Genomic DNA, 13,172 nt, shown 5'->3' with positions numbered 1-13,172 from the left:
ACCTGGATTGTGTTTCGATTGCGGCGGGCGCGGGTGCGCCCGCCGACATGCATGATTTTTTACTTGACGAACTCGAGCATTGGTTCAGTGCCCTCAGCAAGGACGTCTTGTGTCAAGACCATTGTCGGAACGGCAATTGATGTTGGCACCTCTTCGTCTGCCAACAGCTTTTGCACATTCTCGACAGCTTGAAAGCCAACCAGGTAGGGCAGCTGTGCGACACTTGCGGTCAGACGCCCATCCTTGATCGAATTGACAGCGTCAGAGTTGCCATCAACACCGATGATGACAATATCCTCACCCTTACCGGCAGCAAAGGCACTTTCCACGGCACCCAATGCCATGCCGTCATTGGCGGCAAAGACGCCTACAAGGTCGGGATGCCGGACCAGAATATCGTTCATGATTGTCGCGGCCTTGCCACGATCCCAGTCCCCGGGCAGCGAGGCAACGATCTCAAGTCCTGGTGCCAATTCGCCAAGGCGATTGGCAAAACCGCTGACGCGCTTCTGACCGGTCACGTTCCCGGACAAACCCTCAATGATCAAAACTGGGCCAGTGGCATCAGCCCCGACAGTCTCAACCATAAAGTCCGCAGCTTGCCCACCGGCGGCCTCGTTGTCGGAACCGATGCGAAAGGCGATGTCGATACCTTCAGCGTCAAGAATTGCTTCATCAAGATTGCCGTCCAGATCGACAACCGCGATGCCTGCATCTTGCGCCGCTTTCAGGCAGGGCAGCAGGTTGGTCGAGTTGATTGCAGCTGTGATCAAGGCGGCGGGTTCGCGCTGCAACATTGTGTTGCAGACGTTGAGCTGTGATTCAGCAGCCTGATCGCTTTCGACAGCCTGAATGAAATATTCCACACCCGCAGCCTGCGCGCCCTCCTCAACGCCTTGACCCATCGCGCCCCAGAACGGGTTGGCAAGCGTCTTCATCAAGACCGCGTAATCGCCGTCTGCCTGAGCCGCTGAACCGAAGCCCACAACCATCGCGGCGCTTGCGGCAAAAATAAACCGATTTACTTTTTGTTTACTCGTCGTCATGTTTCTTACTCCTCCTGATAAATTAGAAACAGATTTCTTACGACGGGCTAGCTACGTTGCCGCCCATCTCTCTACGCCCTGTCTGCGCGAGATCGGCCCAACCGACTCGCGGATGACAAGTTCGCAATTCTCCAAATGTGACAACGCGGGGTCCTTGCTGCCGTTCAGCCGCGCAATCAGCTGTGCAAACGCAGAGTCGGCGAGCCTTTCAACAGGTTGAACAACCGCAGAGACCGCCGGATAGGTCACCTGCATCCAATCCGCATCGTCAAAACCGATCAGCGAGATATCCTTTGGACAGGACAGGCCGCGACGGCGGAACTCGGATAACGCGATCAATGTTGTCTTTTGAAACAGGGAATACACCGCAGTCGGCGGCTCCCGATCCAGCTGTTCCCCCAGCTTGACACGCAAGTCGTCAACACCGCCCGTGGTCAGGATGACATCGATTTGCATCTCGGGACAAAATCGCAGCGCCTCTTGCTGAAAAGCGCTGACGCGCAGGCGTACGTTCTTTGAAACCTGACCCAGACCAAGTAGCAGAACATGACGATGGCCGATATTGCTTAGCATCCGGCATACTTCGGCACTGGCCTTGGCATTGTCGACACCGATCGTGTCATATTCCGTATCGGAGTTAACACGATCGACAAAGACGCCATCCATGCCCAGCTCTTTCATCCGACCCGCACCCGTTCCGCGCTCACTACGCACTGGCGCAAGGATAGTGCCAGCAACCCGCCAACTGCTCATTCGTTCGACCAATTCCAGCTCGCGATCCTCAGATTCATGGCTTGATGCAATCGAGAGGCTGTAGCCCTCCTTCTCCGCCAATGTCTCAAAGCGGGAAGCGAGCGCACCAAAAAACTCGCTTTGCAGATCAGGTATAATCAGTCCAATGATGTTGCGCCTGGCCCGACGCAAGTCGGCCGCAAGAGGATCGGGGCGATAATCCAACGCAAGGATCGCGGCTTTGATTTTTTCGACGTTTGCGGCCTTGATTGTGCTGACACCGTGCAGGAATTTCGACACAGTCGCAGCCGATACACCGGCATGGCTGGCGACATCATGAATAGATGCGCGATTTCCCGCTTTTGACGCCACAAAAAATTCCTCCCGAGGCCAAATGCTGCTTGCGCCGCATCGACAGTAATATTGTGATAAACCGATTTACATTTAATGTAAACCGATTTATTCAACACAAAAGGGGGAAATTTCATGAACAGACCACTCATTATCTCCGCGCCTCACCCGCGATCAATTGATCTGATCTTCAGTGATGACAGCAAAGAAAAACTCTTTGCCAATTACGAACTGCACGAGGTTGACCCCGAAGATGTCGACCTCATGGACAAATCGATCCTGGCCCAGGCACGTTATATCCTAGGGCAACCGCCACTTGCCCTTGAAACCGTGCAAACTATGACAAAACTGCGTTGCGTCTTTAATGTCGAAAGCAACCTGATCAACAACATGCCTTATACGCATCTGTTTGAACGCGGCATCCATGTCGTTACAACCGGTGCCGTCTTTTCTGAGCCCGTCGCAGAGATGGGTTTGGCGATGGCACTCACACTTGCACGCGATGTGGTCGAGGCGGATGTAGCCTTCCGCGAAGGGCGTGAGCTGTGGGGCGGGGATGGCAACCAAAATGCGACGCTGTTGTCGAATTCGCGCGTGGGAATCATCGGGTTCGGCGATTTGGGGCGAGCAATTGCAAAGCTCCTGCAAGGCTTCAGAGCCGAAATTTCGGCCTTCGACCCATGGCTGCCTCCGTCCCTACTGCGCGAAGCCGGTGTGATTCCCACTGATCTCGACACGATCTTGCGGACCAGCCAAACAATCTTTGTGGTGGCCTCTGTCACAAGCGAGAACAAGGGATTTCTGAATGCCGCGGCCTTTGCTCGGATGCCCCGCGGCACGCGCTTTATCCTTCTCAGTCGCGCTGATGTGGTAGAGTTTGATGACCTGATGGAGGCAGTACGTTCAGGTCACATTCTCGCAGCCAGTGATGTTTTCCCTGAAGAACCACTCGCTCCTGATCATCCGGTGCGTGGACTACGAGGTTTCCTGCGATCTGCGCACAGGGCAGGCGCCCTCGACATAGCATTTAAAAGGATGGGTGATATGGTTTTGGAAGACATGGCGCTGCTGGACAAGGGTCTGCCGCCCATGCGTTGCAAACGCGCAGAGCGAGAGACAGTCTCACGCATGCGGTCACGCCCGGTCGAAAAGAGCTAGATGCGCGTCACGGTAGGGCACTACCGAGTGTTTATGTTGCTTGCAGGCACGGTGTTAGGTGTTCAATCCTGACATCGGACGGATCGGATTTGGGTAGAATCGATCTGGCTATGATATCCTGCGCTGCCGCTTGCCCTCCAGCATGGGATGGCTGGCGATCAACTGACCATCTTCGAAGATGCGCACCGCGGCGGGATGGTTCTGGACTTCGACAATTCGGCGGCGTGCAGTGTCAGGCACGCTGTAGAAATTGCCCCCCACAGAAACCATGCCTTCATGACTGATGCGGCGCTCGACAGTGAGAACAGCCTCATATGGGTGCGCAGGCAAAGCCAGCAAATGCGGTCGTTCTTCGGCGAAGTGTTCATCGACAATCCGCTGTGTTGTCGCATGGATGCGTTGATTGGCAATTGTGGGGTCTGCTCCGGCTGAGTGCAGAATGGCACCATATATGAAATAAGTGCAACAAATGCATTAAATGCAAACATTTTTATTCACGTCCTACTGGCGCGCCGGTTATTGAGTGCACCTCTGCCGTCAACAAGATCGGCGTAGTCTGCCGCGGCCTTCAGTTCGTCGCCCGCCACATCCGATATCGTCCCTGCCCGGTGAGCTCGCGGACCAGACCGCGCGTTTCCATCCAAGTAAGGTTGCGCTGAACGGCGGCGCGGCTGGTGCCAGTCATGGTCTCCGCCATCGGAGCGGACACGAGCGGCCATTCCGTCAGCACAGTGCGTAAGGCCGGGGGCGTCCTGCCAGAGAGTGGGGTCATCTCGGTTTCTGCCCGCGCTGACCATGCCTCGATATCGTCGAGGTGCCGCATTGCGGTCAGGCAGGCGGTCTCCATCCCGCCGAGCTATCGCGTCGCCCTTAAATCTGACAATATTGCTTGCCCTTAACAGTGATATTTTCCAGTCAAACGACGAAACTTTTCTGTTTTTATGCAACCAGCTACGCGACTGTGCGCGATACTTGAACTGCGACTTCTATTGATTTTGAGGGTAGGGAGTCCGTCCTACTTCTTCCATCATCTTTCCATGAAAGACCGCGGCAGGTCTTTTCCACCCGGAACACATTCTGAGCGTATCGATGAATCGGTCACAGATCATCCCAATCTCCCAATCCTTGACAGCGCCCCTTCAGGCCAATCGGCTTGACACGTGGTGCTCTGGGACATAGCTTTTCCTTATCCGTTGGGGTGCCGTAAAGGCTGAGAGGCGAAAGCTGACCCATCGAACCTGATCCGGGTCATGCCGGCGGAGGGAACGGAGCAAAGCTGTGGCAATCGCAGCCTATCGTACACCGTATCCTTGTGCTTTTGGCCCTTGTTTTGAATGGGGGCTCATGTGGCTTTTCAGGCGTTGACGATTGCTGGATCCGATAGTGGCGGAGGTGCCGGTATTCAGGCCGACCTCAAGGCATTCAGTGCCTTGGGTGTCTATGGCACCAGCGTCCTGACCGCGATCACTGCGCAAAACACTCGAGCTGTCACAGCGGTGACGATGGTGGCACCTGTGGTGATCCGGGCGCAGATGGACGCGGTCTTTGACGATCTGGCGATCGGAGCAATCAAGGTGGGTATGCTGGGCGGGCCGGATGCGATCGCCGCTGTTGTCGATGGTCTGGCAGGGCACACTGCGCCGGTCGTTCTTGATCCAGTGATGGTGGCGAAATCCGGCGACGCACTCTTGGCCGATGATGCAGTCGCGGTGCTGCGCGCACAAATGCTGCCGCGCGCAGATCTGCTGACCCCGAACCTGCCCGAAGCGGCACGCTTGCTCGACACGACCGAGGCTGTCGATGAAGCCTCAATGCTGGAACAGGGTCGTGCGCTCCTGACGCTAGGTCCGCGGGCGGTGTTGATGAAAGGCGGGCATGCCAGCGAGGCGCATTGCGTAGATTTGCTGGTCACGCCCGAGGCCGTGCTCCGACTGACGGCCTCGCGCAATCCCACGCGAAACACTCATGGTACAGGCTGCACCCTGTCGGCGGCCATCGCGGCGGGCCTTGCACGCGGTCTGTCCCTGTCCGATGCCGTAAAATCCGCGCATGCCTATCTGCAAGGGGCCATTGCGGCGGCTGACCGTTTGAACATCGGCCATGGGCATGGCCCCGTGCACCACTTCCACGCGATCTGGCCCCATGAATGATGTGACGATCATTGGCGCAGGCGTCGCAGGCCTTTGGGCGGCACGGTCCTGTCTGGCGCGCGGTCTGCATCCCCGCCTCATCGACCGGGGTGGGGCGCCCGGGCCGCATGGCTGTTCGTGGTGGGCTGGCGGTATGTTGGCCCCCGAGTGTGAAGGTACAACGGCTGAGCGTCAGGTGGTGACCCACGGGCGACTGGCGGCGTCCCTTTGGGCGGATGTGACCCACGTGACCAAAAATGGCACGCTCGTCCTCGCGCCAGAACGCGACAGAAGTGAGCTGGACCGTTTTGCCTCACGGACGGATGGCCATACCCTTTGCGATGCGGCCGCGATTGCGGCGCTAGAGCCCGATCTTGCGAAACAGCACCGGCGTGGGCTGTTCTTTGCCTCAGAGGCGCATCTCGACCCGCGTCTGGCCCTAGCGGATCTGACGCAGTCCCTGTCAGATGCTGGCGTTGTGGTTGAAACCGGCACGGTCGAGCCTTCGGCCCTGAGGGGTCAAGTGGTTGATTGCCGCGGTTTGTCAGCGCAGGCCGATGTGCCGGGGCTGCGCGGTGTGCGTGGCGAAATGATCGTTTTGCGCTCGGATGAAATCACGCTGTCGCGGCCCATCCGGCTGCTGCATCCGCGCCACCCGCTCTATGTGGTACCCCGCGCTAAAGGCGTGTTCATGCTGGGTGCTACGCAGATTGAGAGTGCCGCGCGCGGGTCCATTACGATGCGCTCAGCGCTGGAGCTTTTGTCTGCGGCCTATGCGCTGGACCCGCGCTTTGCTGAGGCCGAAATCGTGGAAATGGGTGCTGATCTGCGCCCCGCATTTGCTGATCACGTGCCGAAAATACTGCGAAAAGGCAGGGTTCTGTACCTCAACGGCCTGTTTCGACATGGGTTCCTGCTCGCACCTGCCTTGGCAGAGCAAGCGGCGGAATATCTTTTTACGGGCAAGACCGGAGATTTGTTTGATGCAGATTGAAGTCAACGGCGACCAGCATGATGTCGCGGCAAAGACCGTGACCGAAGCGCTTGCGGAGCTGGGATGGGGCGGCGCGCGCGTTGCCACTGCGCTCAACGGCACGTTCCTGCCTGCGACGGCGCGCGATGCCACCGCGCTTTCCACAGGCGACAGGCTCGAAGTTTTGACAGCGATGCAGGGGGGCTGAGGCATGCGTGATTTCTATGGCATAGAGTTAAAGACGCCGATGATGCTGGGCACGGCCCGCTATCCCTCGCCGGCCGTTATGGAGGCCGCGTTCCACAGCAGCGGCGCATCGGTGGCAACCGTGTCCTTACGGCGCGAACAGGGGGCGGGCCAAGCGTTCTGGGACATGGTGCGCGGTCTTGGCGTGCATCTGCTGCCTAATACCGCCGGCTGCCATTCGTCGCGCGAGGCGATCACCACCGCGCAGATGGCCCGCGAGTATTTCCAGACCGACTGGATCAAGCTTGAGGTGATCGGCAATGCTGACACGTTGCAACCGGATCCTTTCGGTCTGCTGGACGCTGCTGAGGTGCTCTGCGCCGATGGTTTCAAGGTATTCCCCTACACCACCGAAGATCAGGTGCTGGCCGCACGGCTGATCGATGCGGGCTGCCGGGTTCTGATGCCTTGGGGCGCGCCTATCGGTTCGGGGATGGGTCTGAACAGTATCTACGGCTTGCGCACCTTGCGCGCGGCCTTTCCCGACGTCGCCATGGTGATTGACGCGGGTCTTGGCCTGCCCAGCCATGCAGCGCAGGCCATGGAACTTGGATTTGACGCGATCCTGCTGAACACCGCCGTAGCGGAGGCTGACAATCCAGCGGCCATGGCGCGTGCCTTTGCAATGGCAGCGCAGGCAGGCGCTTTGGCGGCAGCCTCTGGCCCCATGGGCATGCGCGACATGGCCGTGCCGTCAACGCCCTTGGTCGGAAAGGCATGGCTATGACATTGCCCCGTTTCTATCCCGTATTCGACAGCGCCGATTGGGTGGTGCGGGCGGTTCCGCTCGGAGTTCGGCTGGTACAGCTGCGCATCAAAGAGCGGCAGGATGACGACCTGCGCGCCGAAATCCAGACTGCACTGGCCTGTTGTCGACAACATGGTGCGGCGCTGGTGATCAACGATCACTGGCAGTTGGCGATCGAACTGGGGGCTGATTGGTTGCATCTGGGGCAAGAGGATCTGGACACCGCCGATATCGCCGCGATCCGCCGCGCGGGCCTCAAGCTGGGGGTGTCGACCCATGACCACACGGAACTGGACCGCGCATTGGCTCTGGCCCCGGAATATATCGCCTTGGGTCCAGTCTATCCGACGATCCTGAAAAAGATGAAATGGACCGAACAGGGTCTTGACCGGTTGACCGAATGGAAAGGCCTCGTGGGGGATATCCCCCTCTGTGCCATCGGGGGCATGTCGGTGGAACGCGCCGCCGGGGCCTATGCTGCGGGTGCGGATATGGTAGCGGCAGTGACCGACATCACCCTGAATGCCGACCCCGATACACGCATCTGCGCCTGGCTGAAGGCCGCGGCATGAACCGCTATGCCCGCCAGACCGCCCTGCCTGATGTGGGCGCCGAAGGACAGGCGCGCTTGCAGGGTGCCCATGTTCTGGTTGCAGGGGCTGGGGGCCTTGGCGCGCCAGTCATGCAGTACCTTGTGGGTGCGGGGATTGGTACGATCACCCTGATCGACGGGGACATAGTGAGTGAGAGCAATCTGCACCGTCAGCCGCTTTACAGGATGCGAGACATCGGCCAACCCAAGGCACAGGCCGCCGCAACCGCACTGGCTGCTCTCAACCCCGAGGTCACGATCCAACCGCTGGTCGACTGGCTTACACCGGCCAATGCGCCCACTTTGGTGGATCAGGCCGATGTGGTGCTGGATTGCGCCGATACATTCGCGGCCAGTTTTACCCTTTCGGATGCCGCGTCTGCTGCGGGTAAACCCCTGATTTCAGCCTCGGCGCTTGGCCTTTCGGGGTATGTGGGCGGCTTTTGTGCCTCGGCACCCTCGTTGCGCGCTGTCTTCCCCGACTTGCCCCAGACTGCTGCCACCTGTGCGACCGCAGGCGTTCTGGGCCCGGTTGTAGCGATGATGGGGGCGCTGCAGGCCCAGATGGCACTGTCGGTTTTGCTGGGGTCCACACCCTCGCCCTTGGGCCAGATGATGATACTGGACGCCGCAAGCTGGCGCATGTCGGGCTTTCGGTTCGACGGCACCCCGGAGCCCGAAAACGCAGTGTCCTTCCTTGCAGCGAGCCAAATTTCGGCCGGCGACCTCGTCATCGATCTGCGCAGTGAAGTCCTTGCCCCATTTCTCGATACCGCGCTGCACCTGCCGCCCGATGCGTTGCCGGATCTCGCATTGCCGCCCGAGAGCACGCGCATCGTGCTGGCCTGCCGCACCGGCCTGCGCGCCCATCACGCAGGTCTTGCACTGCGTGACAGATGGGCAGGCGATATTGCCCTGCTCGCTCTGCCCGACGCCTGACACCTATCCTTAAACCCGACCCAGGAGAAAACCTTGAAATATATTGCTGCAACGCTCGCCATGACATTGATGGTCACCCCCGCCTTGGCACAGGACCGCATGACCTTGATGCTGGACTGGTTCATCAACCCCGATCACGGACCGATCATCCTTGCCGAGGAGCTGGGATATTTCGCGGAAGCCGGGCTCGAGGTGGAGTTGATCACCCCCGCCGATCCCAACGATCCGCCGCGTATGGTGGCGGCCGGTCGCGTCGATCTGGCAGTCTCCTACCAGCCTGAATTGCACCTGAACCGCCGTGAAGGGCTAGACCTGGTGCGGGTTGGCACGCTGATCGAAACACCGCTGACCTGTCTTGTGGTGCGTGCTGACGGGCCGGTGCAATCGGTTGCGGATCTGGCAGGGCGCAAGGTTGGTTTTGCCGTGGCCGGTGTGCAGGAAATGCTCTTGGCTGCCATGCTTGCCCATAGTGGAGTCTCTCCGACCGAGGTAGAGCAGATCAATATCGGGTGGTCGATTTCGCCTGCCTTGATGTCTGGTCAGGTCGACGGGGTGATTGGCGCGTTTCGCAATTTCGAACTGAACCAGATGGATATCGAAGGCGTGGAGGGGCGCTGCTTCTATCCCGAGGCCGAAGGCGTGCCGTCTTATGACGAGTTGATCTATGTGGCGCGCGCCCAAGACATGGACCATGACATGATTGCTCGCTTCCTGCTGGCCACCGAACGCGCCACCGCCTACATTCTGAACGACCCCGAAGGTGCTGGAGAGATATTTTTTGCCACCAGCGCCGAGTTGCGCAACGAATTGAATTCCCGCGCCTGGGGCGATACCTGGCCACGCTTTGCGACCCGGCCTGCCGCTGTGGATCAGGGGCGCTACAACCGGTTCGAAGCCTTTCTGGTCGATCGAGGGGCTGTGGCAGCTGCTATTCCCGCCGCCGATCTGGTGACTGATGTAACGGCGGAGCCCGCGCAATGAGCGCACCCGACTATGGTCAGGCCTTTGCGCTGTGGAGAGCCGACGCCGGGACGGATTGGGACGCCTACACCCATCACGCTTTTGTCGAGGGGCTGCGGGATGGGTCACTGCCGCAGGCCTGCTATCTGCAATATCTGCGGCAGGATTATGTATTCCTGATTCATTTCGCCCGCGCCTGGGCCTTGGCGGCGGCAAAGGCTGGGACCCTGGATGAATTGGCGGCTGTCAGCGCTACTGTTCACGCCTTGGTGCATGTGGAAATGCCGCTGCATGTCCAAACCTGTGCCGCCCATGGGATCGATCGCGCCACATTGGAAGCCACACCCGAGGCGACGGGGAACCTCGCCTATACCCGCTATGTGCTTGAGGCAGGCTATTCAGGTGACTTTCTGGACCTGATGGCGGCGCTGGCCCCCTGCGTGCTGGGCTATGGTGAGATCGGTGCGCGCCTTGCAGGAAATACTGGACCCTATGCGGATTGGTGCGCCACCTATGGCGGCATTGAATATCAGACCCTGTGCCGGGATGTCGGCGCGCTGATCGATGGTGCGCTGCTCCGGCGTCTTGGGCCGGGTTGGACCGATCTACCGCGGGCTGAAGAGCTTCAGGCGCGCTTTGCCACTGCCACCCAGCTCGAAATAGGCTTTTGGGACATGGCGCAAAACCCGGCCATAGAATGACGGCACCTGCCCTTCATTTAGCGGGACGGCTGCACAGCGGTGAAACAACCCTGATCGACGCCTTCGACCTGAAACTGCCCGCAGAGCAATGGAGCGTGCTTCTGGGGCCTTCCGGAGTTGGCAAGACATCGCTCTTGCGACTGATCGCGGCACTGCCCAGTGCTGCCCGTCTTGACGGCGACATCACGGCCTGTGATGGCGCGCCTATAGCTTCGCGCGTTGCCATGATGGCGCAGGACGATCAGCTTTTGCCTTGGGCAAGCGCGCTGGACAATGTCACGATCTGCGCGCGGTTGCGGGGCGAACGCCCTCGGCCCGATCGGGCCAAAACGCTTTTGGCACAGGTCGGTCTTGCCGACTTGGCGGCGCGGAAGCCTTCACATCTTTCTGCGGGGCAACGCCAGCGGGTAGCGCTCGCAAGGACGCTCTACGAAGATCGCGCCATTGTGCTGCTGGACGAGCCCTTTTCGGCGCTGGATGCGATGACACGCCATACGATGCAGGATTTGGCGGCAAGACTGCTGGCTGGGCGCACGGTGGTTTTGATCACCCATGATCCGGCAGAGGCGGTCCGCCTCGCCGATTGTGCATGGGTCCTGACGCGGGCAGGCATCGCGCCCTGCACCCTGCCGCCTGACATACCCCCCGCGCGCCAGAGGCCCCTGCCACGATCGCCGTACAGGCGGCGCTGTTGCAAAGGATGCGCCTAATCCCCGCAACGGTGGCAAATTGATGTGGAATGCCGTTTTCGGCCTGTGGCGCGGGGTTCTCGTGCTGCTGTCGGCCCTGGCCCTATGGCAAGCAGTGGTGAGCCTTACGGACGTGCCACGGTTCATTCTGCCGGGTCCGGGCCTTGTCGCTCAGGCCCTTTGGGACAATGCCGGATTACTGTGGCAAAACGCGCTGTGGTCGGCGGGCAACCTTGGCATTGGTCTTGGCATCGGAATTATTTTGGGCGTCGAAACGGCAATCCTGCTGGCGCTGTCGCGCCGCGCGCGATGGCTCTTGCGCCCGATGCTGGTGGTGGCGCAGGCCGTTCCGGTCTTTGCGCTTGCTCCGGTGATTACCCTTTGGCTGGGATACGGCATGCCGTCCAAGATCGTGACGATTGCCCTTGTGACGTATTTCCCGATTGCCTCGGCGCTGTTTGACCGGCTGATGGCATTGCCCCCGGGCCTTTCCGATCTGTCGCGCCTGTCGGGGGCAGGGCGTTGGCGCGAGACATTCTTGCTACGCTTGCCTTATGCGGTGCCGGGTCTGCTTTCCGGGCTACGGTTGGCCGTGGTCTATGGCCCGCTGGCTGTGCTGATCGGCGAATGGGTTGGGTCGTCTCAAGGATTGGGGCACCTGATGTTGATGGCCAATGGTCGAGGTCAGACTGCGTTGATGTTTGCCGCTCTGATTATGCTCGCCGGCCTTTCTCTTTGTCTTTGGGTCGTTGTCGAAGCCCTTTCCAGATGGGTGTCAAGACGGCTTTCGATTGCCTGATCTGAGCTGATGGAACGGTAGCAAAACCATCAAGCGCGCCTGCAATCGTTTCTGCGTCCGCGTCGAGTCTTAAAGCCGCACAACGCCCCGCGCGATGATGCCCGCGAACGCTTCTGCAATAATCTGGCGCGCCACATGCGCCGCGTTGGCGGCCTGCAGCAGAGCAAAGGCTTTGCGCGCGTGCTTCAGCCTGTCGACATTACAGGAAACTCTCAGGCGCCAGATCGCGCTCCCGTAAAATATCGCGAAGCCTTTCAAAGCCACGTTCGCGCAACTGGCGAACGCGTTCCCTCGAGATGCCATAAGCCGAGCCCAGAGCGTCAAGCGTCGCGGGTGGGTCGTATAGCTGAGTGGCCACAACGATTTTCCGCTCCCGGTCCGGTAAATCGGAGAGCGCCTGGACAAGCGCACGGCGCAGGTTCGCCGTGTCTAGACGGTGAAGGGCCGCCGGTTCGTCGAGACTGGCCGGATCAACCAGCAGGGCCAAGCGATCTTGGCTCTGGTCATTGAGGGCCGGGACATTCAAGGAGTAATCCCTGCCAGTGATCTGAGCGCTTAGATCGGCCAAGCGATCGATAGGGATACCGAGATCGTTGGCGATGCTCTCATTTGCCTCAGACCGATCGGGATTGGCCGCCATCGTGGTGTCTAGACGCGCGAGGAGGCTGGCCACTTTTCGAGACTGCGCGGAATTAGGTCGCCGGACAACTGACACATTCGCGCGCTTGTACTCCTGAATTTCGGCACGGATCCACCAGACAGCATAGGTTGAAAATCGATAGCCACGATCTGGATCAAAACGATCGGCTGCCTTGAGAAGTCCAATATTGGCTTGCTGCACCAGATCGTGGTCGGCCTCTCCGCCTCCCGGCGCAGATTGCTTGGCTTTTGCCGCGGCCATGGGCGCGAAGGCGCGGATCAGCGTGTCGCGCGCTTTCTCGTCGCCGTGGTCTTGCCAGGCGCGCACCAGATGACTTTCCTCCTCGGCCGATAGCATGTCGGCGCTGCGGGCACGGCGGGTACGGGTTCCCCAATTCGGGGCATGCTTGTTCATCACGAAGACTCATTTGATTTTGATTCGAAACTAGTCTCCTGCCATCACGCTTGTC

General features: G+C 59.7%; 14 protein-coding genes, 2 pseudogenes and 1 riboswitch. Of the genes and pseudogenes, 11 read left to right on the top strand and 5 right to left on the bottom strand.

Features of this window, described 5'->3' with window-relative positions; all coding sequences use genetic code 11:
* Positions 1-59: 59 nt before the first annotated feature.
* Both LOKVESSMR4R_RS12440 and LOKVESSMR4R_RS12435 read right to left on the bottom strand, forming a co-directional pair.
* Entirely contained in the window at positions 60-1,046 is a 987-nt protein-coding gene (locus LOKVESSMR4R_RS12440) for a substrate-binding domain-containing protein (RefSeq protein ID WP_087208851.1), read from the bottom strand.
* Between the two features lie 51 nt (positions 1,047-1,097).
* Positions 1,098-2,150, bottom strand: a complete 1,053-nt coding sequence (locus LOKVESSMR4R_RS12435; protein ID WP_087208848.1) for a LacI family DNA-binding transcriptional regulator — start codon at positions 2,148-2,150, stop codon at positions 1,098-1,100.
* 114 nt (positions 2,151-2,264) lie between these two features.
* Here LOKVESSMR4R_RS12435 and LOKVESSMR4R_RS12430 point away from each other — a divergent pair, with 114 nt between their 5' ends.
* Positions 2,265-3,287, top strand: coding sequence for a hydroxyacid dehydrogenase (locus LOKVESSMR4R_RS12430; protein ID WP_087208846.1), 1,023 nt, complete (start codon positions 2,265-2,267; stop codon positions 3,285-3,287).
* 111 nt (positions 3,288-3,398) lie between these two features.
* On the opposite strand, the pseudogene LOKVESSMR4R_RS20590 reads toward LOKVESSMR4R_RS12430, so the two are convergent.
* Both LOKVESSMR4R_RS20590 and LOKVESSMR4R_RS12420 read right to left on the bottom strand, forming a co-directional pair.
* Positions 3,399-3,698, bottom strand: a pseudogene (locus LOKVESSMR4R_RS20590) (Mu transposase domain-containing protein); the annotation flags it as partial.
* Positions 3,699-3,855: 157 nt separating this feature from the next.
* Positions 3,856-4,143 (bottom strand): annotated as a pseudogene (locus LOKVESSMR4R_RS12420) (helix-turn-helix domain-containing protein); the annotation flags it as partial.
* A gap of 328 nt (positions 4,144-4,471) precedes the next feature.
* A riboswitch (TPP riboswitch) is annotated at positions 4,472-4,569 on the top strand.
* Between the two features lie 64 nt (positions 4,570-4,633).
* Between LOKVESSMR4R_RS12420 and thiD the strand changes: the two are divergent.
* The 10 genes from thiD to LOKVESSMR4R_RS12365 are packed head-to-tail and all read left to right on the top strand — an operon-like array spanning position 4,634 to position 12,063.
* The gene (thiD, locus tag LOKVESSMR4R_RS12410; RefSeq protein WP_087213152.1) at positions 4,634-5,437 is read left to right on the top strand and encodes a bifunctional hydroxymethylpyrimidine kinase/phosphomethylpyrimidine kinase; all 804 of its coding nucleotides are present in this window, start codon (positions 4,634-4,636) and stop codon (positions 5,435-5,437) included.
* On the top strand, positions 5,430-6,410 hold the full coding sequence (locus LOKVESSMR4R_RS12405) for an FAD-dependent oxidoreductase (RefSeq protein ID WP_087208839.1): 981 nt from the start codon (positions 5,430-5,432) through the stop codon (positions 6,408-6,410). The genes thiD and LOKVESSMR4R_RS12405 overlap by 8 nt, the downstream gene beginning before the upstream one ends.
* On the top strand, positions 6,400-6,597 hold the full coding sequence (thiS, locus tag LOKVESSMR4R_RS12400) for a sulfur carrier protein ThiS (RefSeq protein ID WP_087208837.1): 198 nt from the start codon (positions 6,400-6,402) through the stop codon (positions 6,595-6,597). The genes LOKVESSMR4R_RS12405 and thiS overlap by 11 nt, the downstream gene beginning before the upstream one ends.
* Before the next feature lie 3 nt (positions 6,598-6,600).
* Positions 6,601-7,362, top strand: a complete 762-nt coding sequence (locus tag LOKVESSMR4R_RS12395) for a thiazole synthase (protein WP_087208836.1) — start codon at positions 6,601-6,603, stop codon at positions 7,360-7,362.
* Positions 7,359-7,955 carry a thiamine phosphate synthase gene (locus LOKVESSMR4R_RS12390; RefSeq protein ID WP_087208835.1) on the top strand — a complete coding sequence of 199 codons (597 nt, stop codon included), beginning with the start codon at positions 7,359-7,361 and terminating at the stop codon, positions 7,953-7,955. Before LOKVESSMR4R_RS12395 ends, LOKVESSMR4R_RS12390 begins: the two co-directional genes overlap by 4 nt.
* Positions 7,952-8,914 carry a HesA/MoeB/ThiF family protein gene (locus tag LOKVESSMR4R_RS12385; protein ID WP_087208833.1) on the top strand — a complete coding sequence of 321 codons (963 nt, stop codon included), beginning with the start codon at positions 7,952-7,954 and terminating at the stop codon, positions 8,912-8,914. The genes LOKVESSMR4R_RS12390 and LOKVESSMR4R_RS12385 overlap by 4 nt, the downstream gene beginning before the upstream one ends.
* A 33-nt stretch (positions 8,915-8,947) precedes the next feature.
* Positions 8,948-9,895, top strand: a complete 948-nt coding sequence (locus LOKVESSMR4R_RS12380) for an ABC transporter substrate-binding protein (RefSeq protein WP_237331781.1) — start codon at positions 8,948-8,950, stop codon at positions 9,893-9,895.
* Positions 9,892-10,575, top strand: a complete 684-nt coding sequence (locus tag LOKVESSMR4R_RS12375; RefSeq protein WP_087208829.1) for a TenA family protein — start codon at positions 9,892-9,894, stop codon at positions 10,573-10,575. The genes LOKVESSMR4R_RS12380 and LOKVESSMR4R_RS12375 overlap by 4 nt, the downstream gene beginning before the upstream one ends.
* The gene (locus LOKVESSMR4R_RS12370) at positions 10,572-11,285 is read left to right on the top strand and encodes an ABC transporter ATP-binding protein (RefSeq protein ID WP_087208827.1); all 714 of its coding nucleotides are present in this window, start codon (positions 10,572-10,574) and stop codon (positions 11,283-11,285) included. Before LOKVESSMR4R_RS12375 ends, LOKVESSMR4R_RS12370 begins: the two co-directional genes overlap by 4 nt.
* A gap of 22 nt (positions 11,286-11,307) precedes the next feature.
* The gene (locus LOKVESSMR4R_RS12365) at positions 11,308-12,063 is read left to right on the top strand and encodes an ABC transporter permease (RefSeq protein WP_087208825.1); all 756 of its coding nucleotides are present in this window, start codon (positions 11,308-11,310) and stop codon (positions 12,061-12,063) included.
* Between the two features lie 199 nt (positions 12,064-12,262).
* Here LOKVESSMR4R_RS12365 and LOKVESSMR4R_RS12360 read toward each other — a convergent pair whose 3' ends face one another.
* The gene (locus LOKVESSMR4R_RS12360; protein ID WP_087208824.1) at positions 12,263-13,117 is read right to left on the bottom strand and encodes a sigma-70 family RNA polymerase sigma factor; all 855 of its coding nucleotides are present in this window, start codon (positions 13,115-13,117) and stop codon (positions 12,263-12,265) included.
* Between the last annotated feature and the right edge of the window lie 55 nt (positions 13,118-13,172).

It is taken from the genome of Yoonia vestfoldensis (assembly GCF_002158905.1).
Taxonomy (GTDB): Bacteria; Pseudomonadota; Alphaproteobacteria; order Rhodobacterales; family Rhodobacteraceae; genus Yoonia; species Yoonia vestfoldensis_B.
Note: the sequence above shows the minus strand (reverse complement) of the source record. Positions and strands in the feature narration are given on the sequence as shown.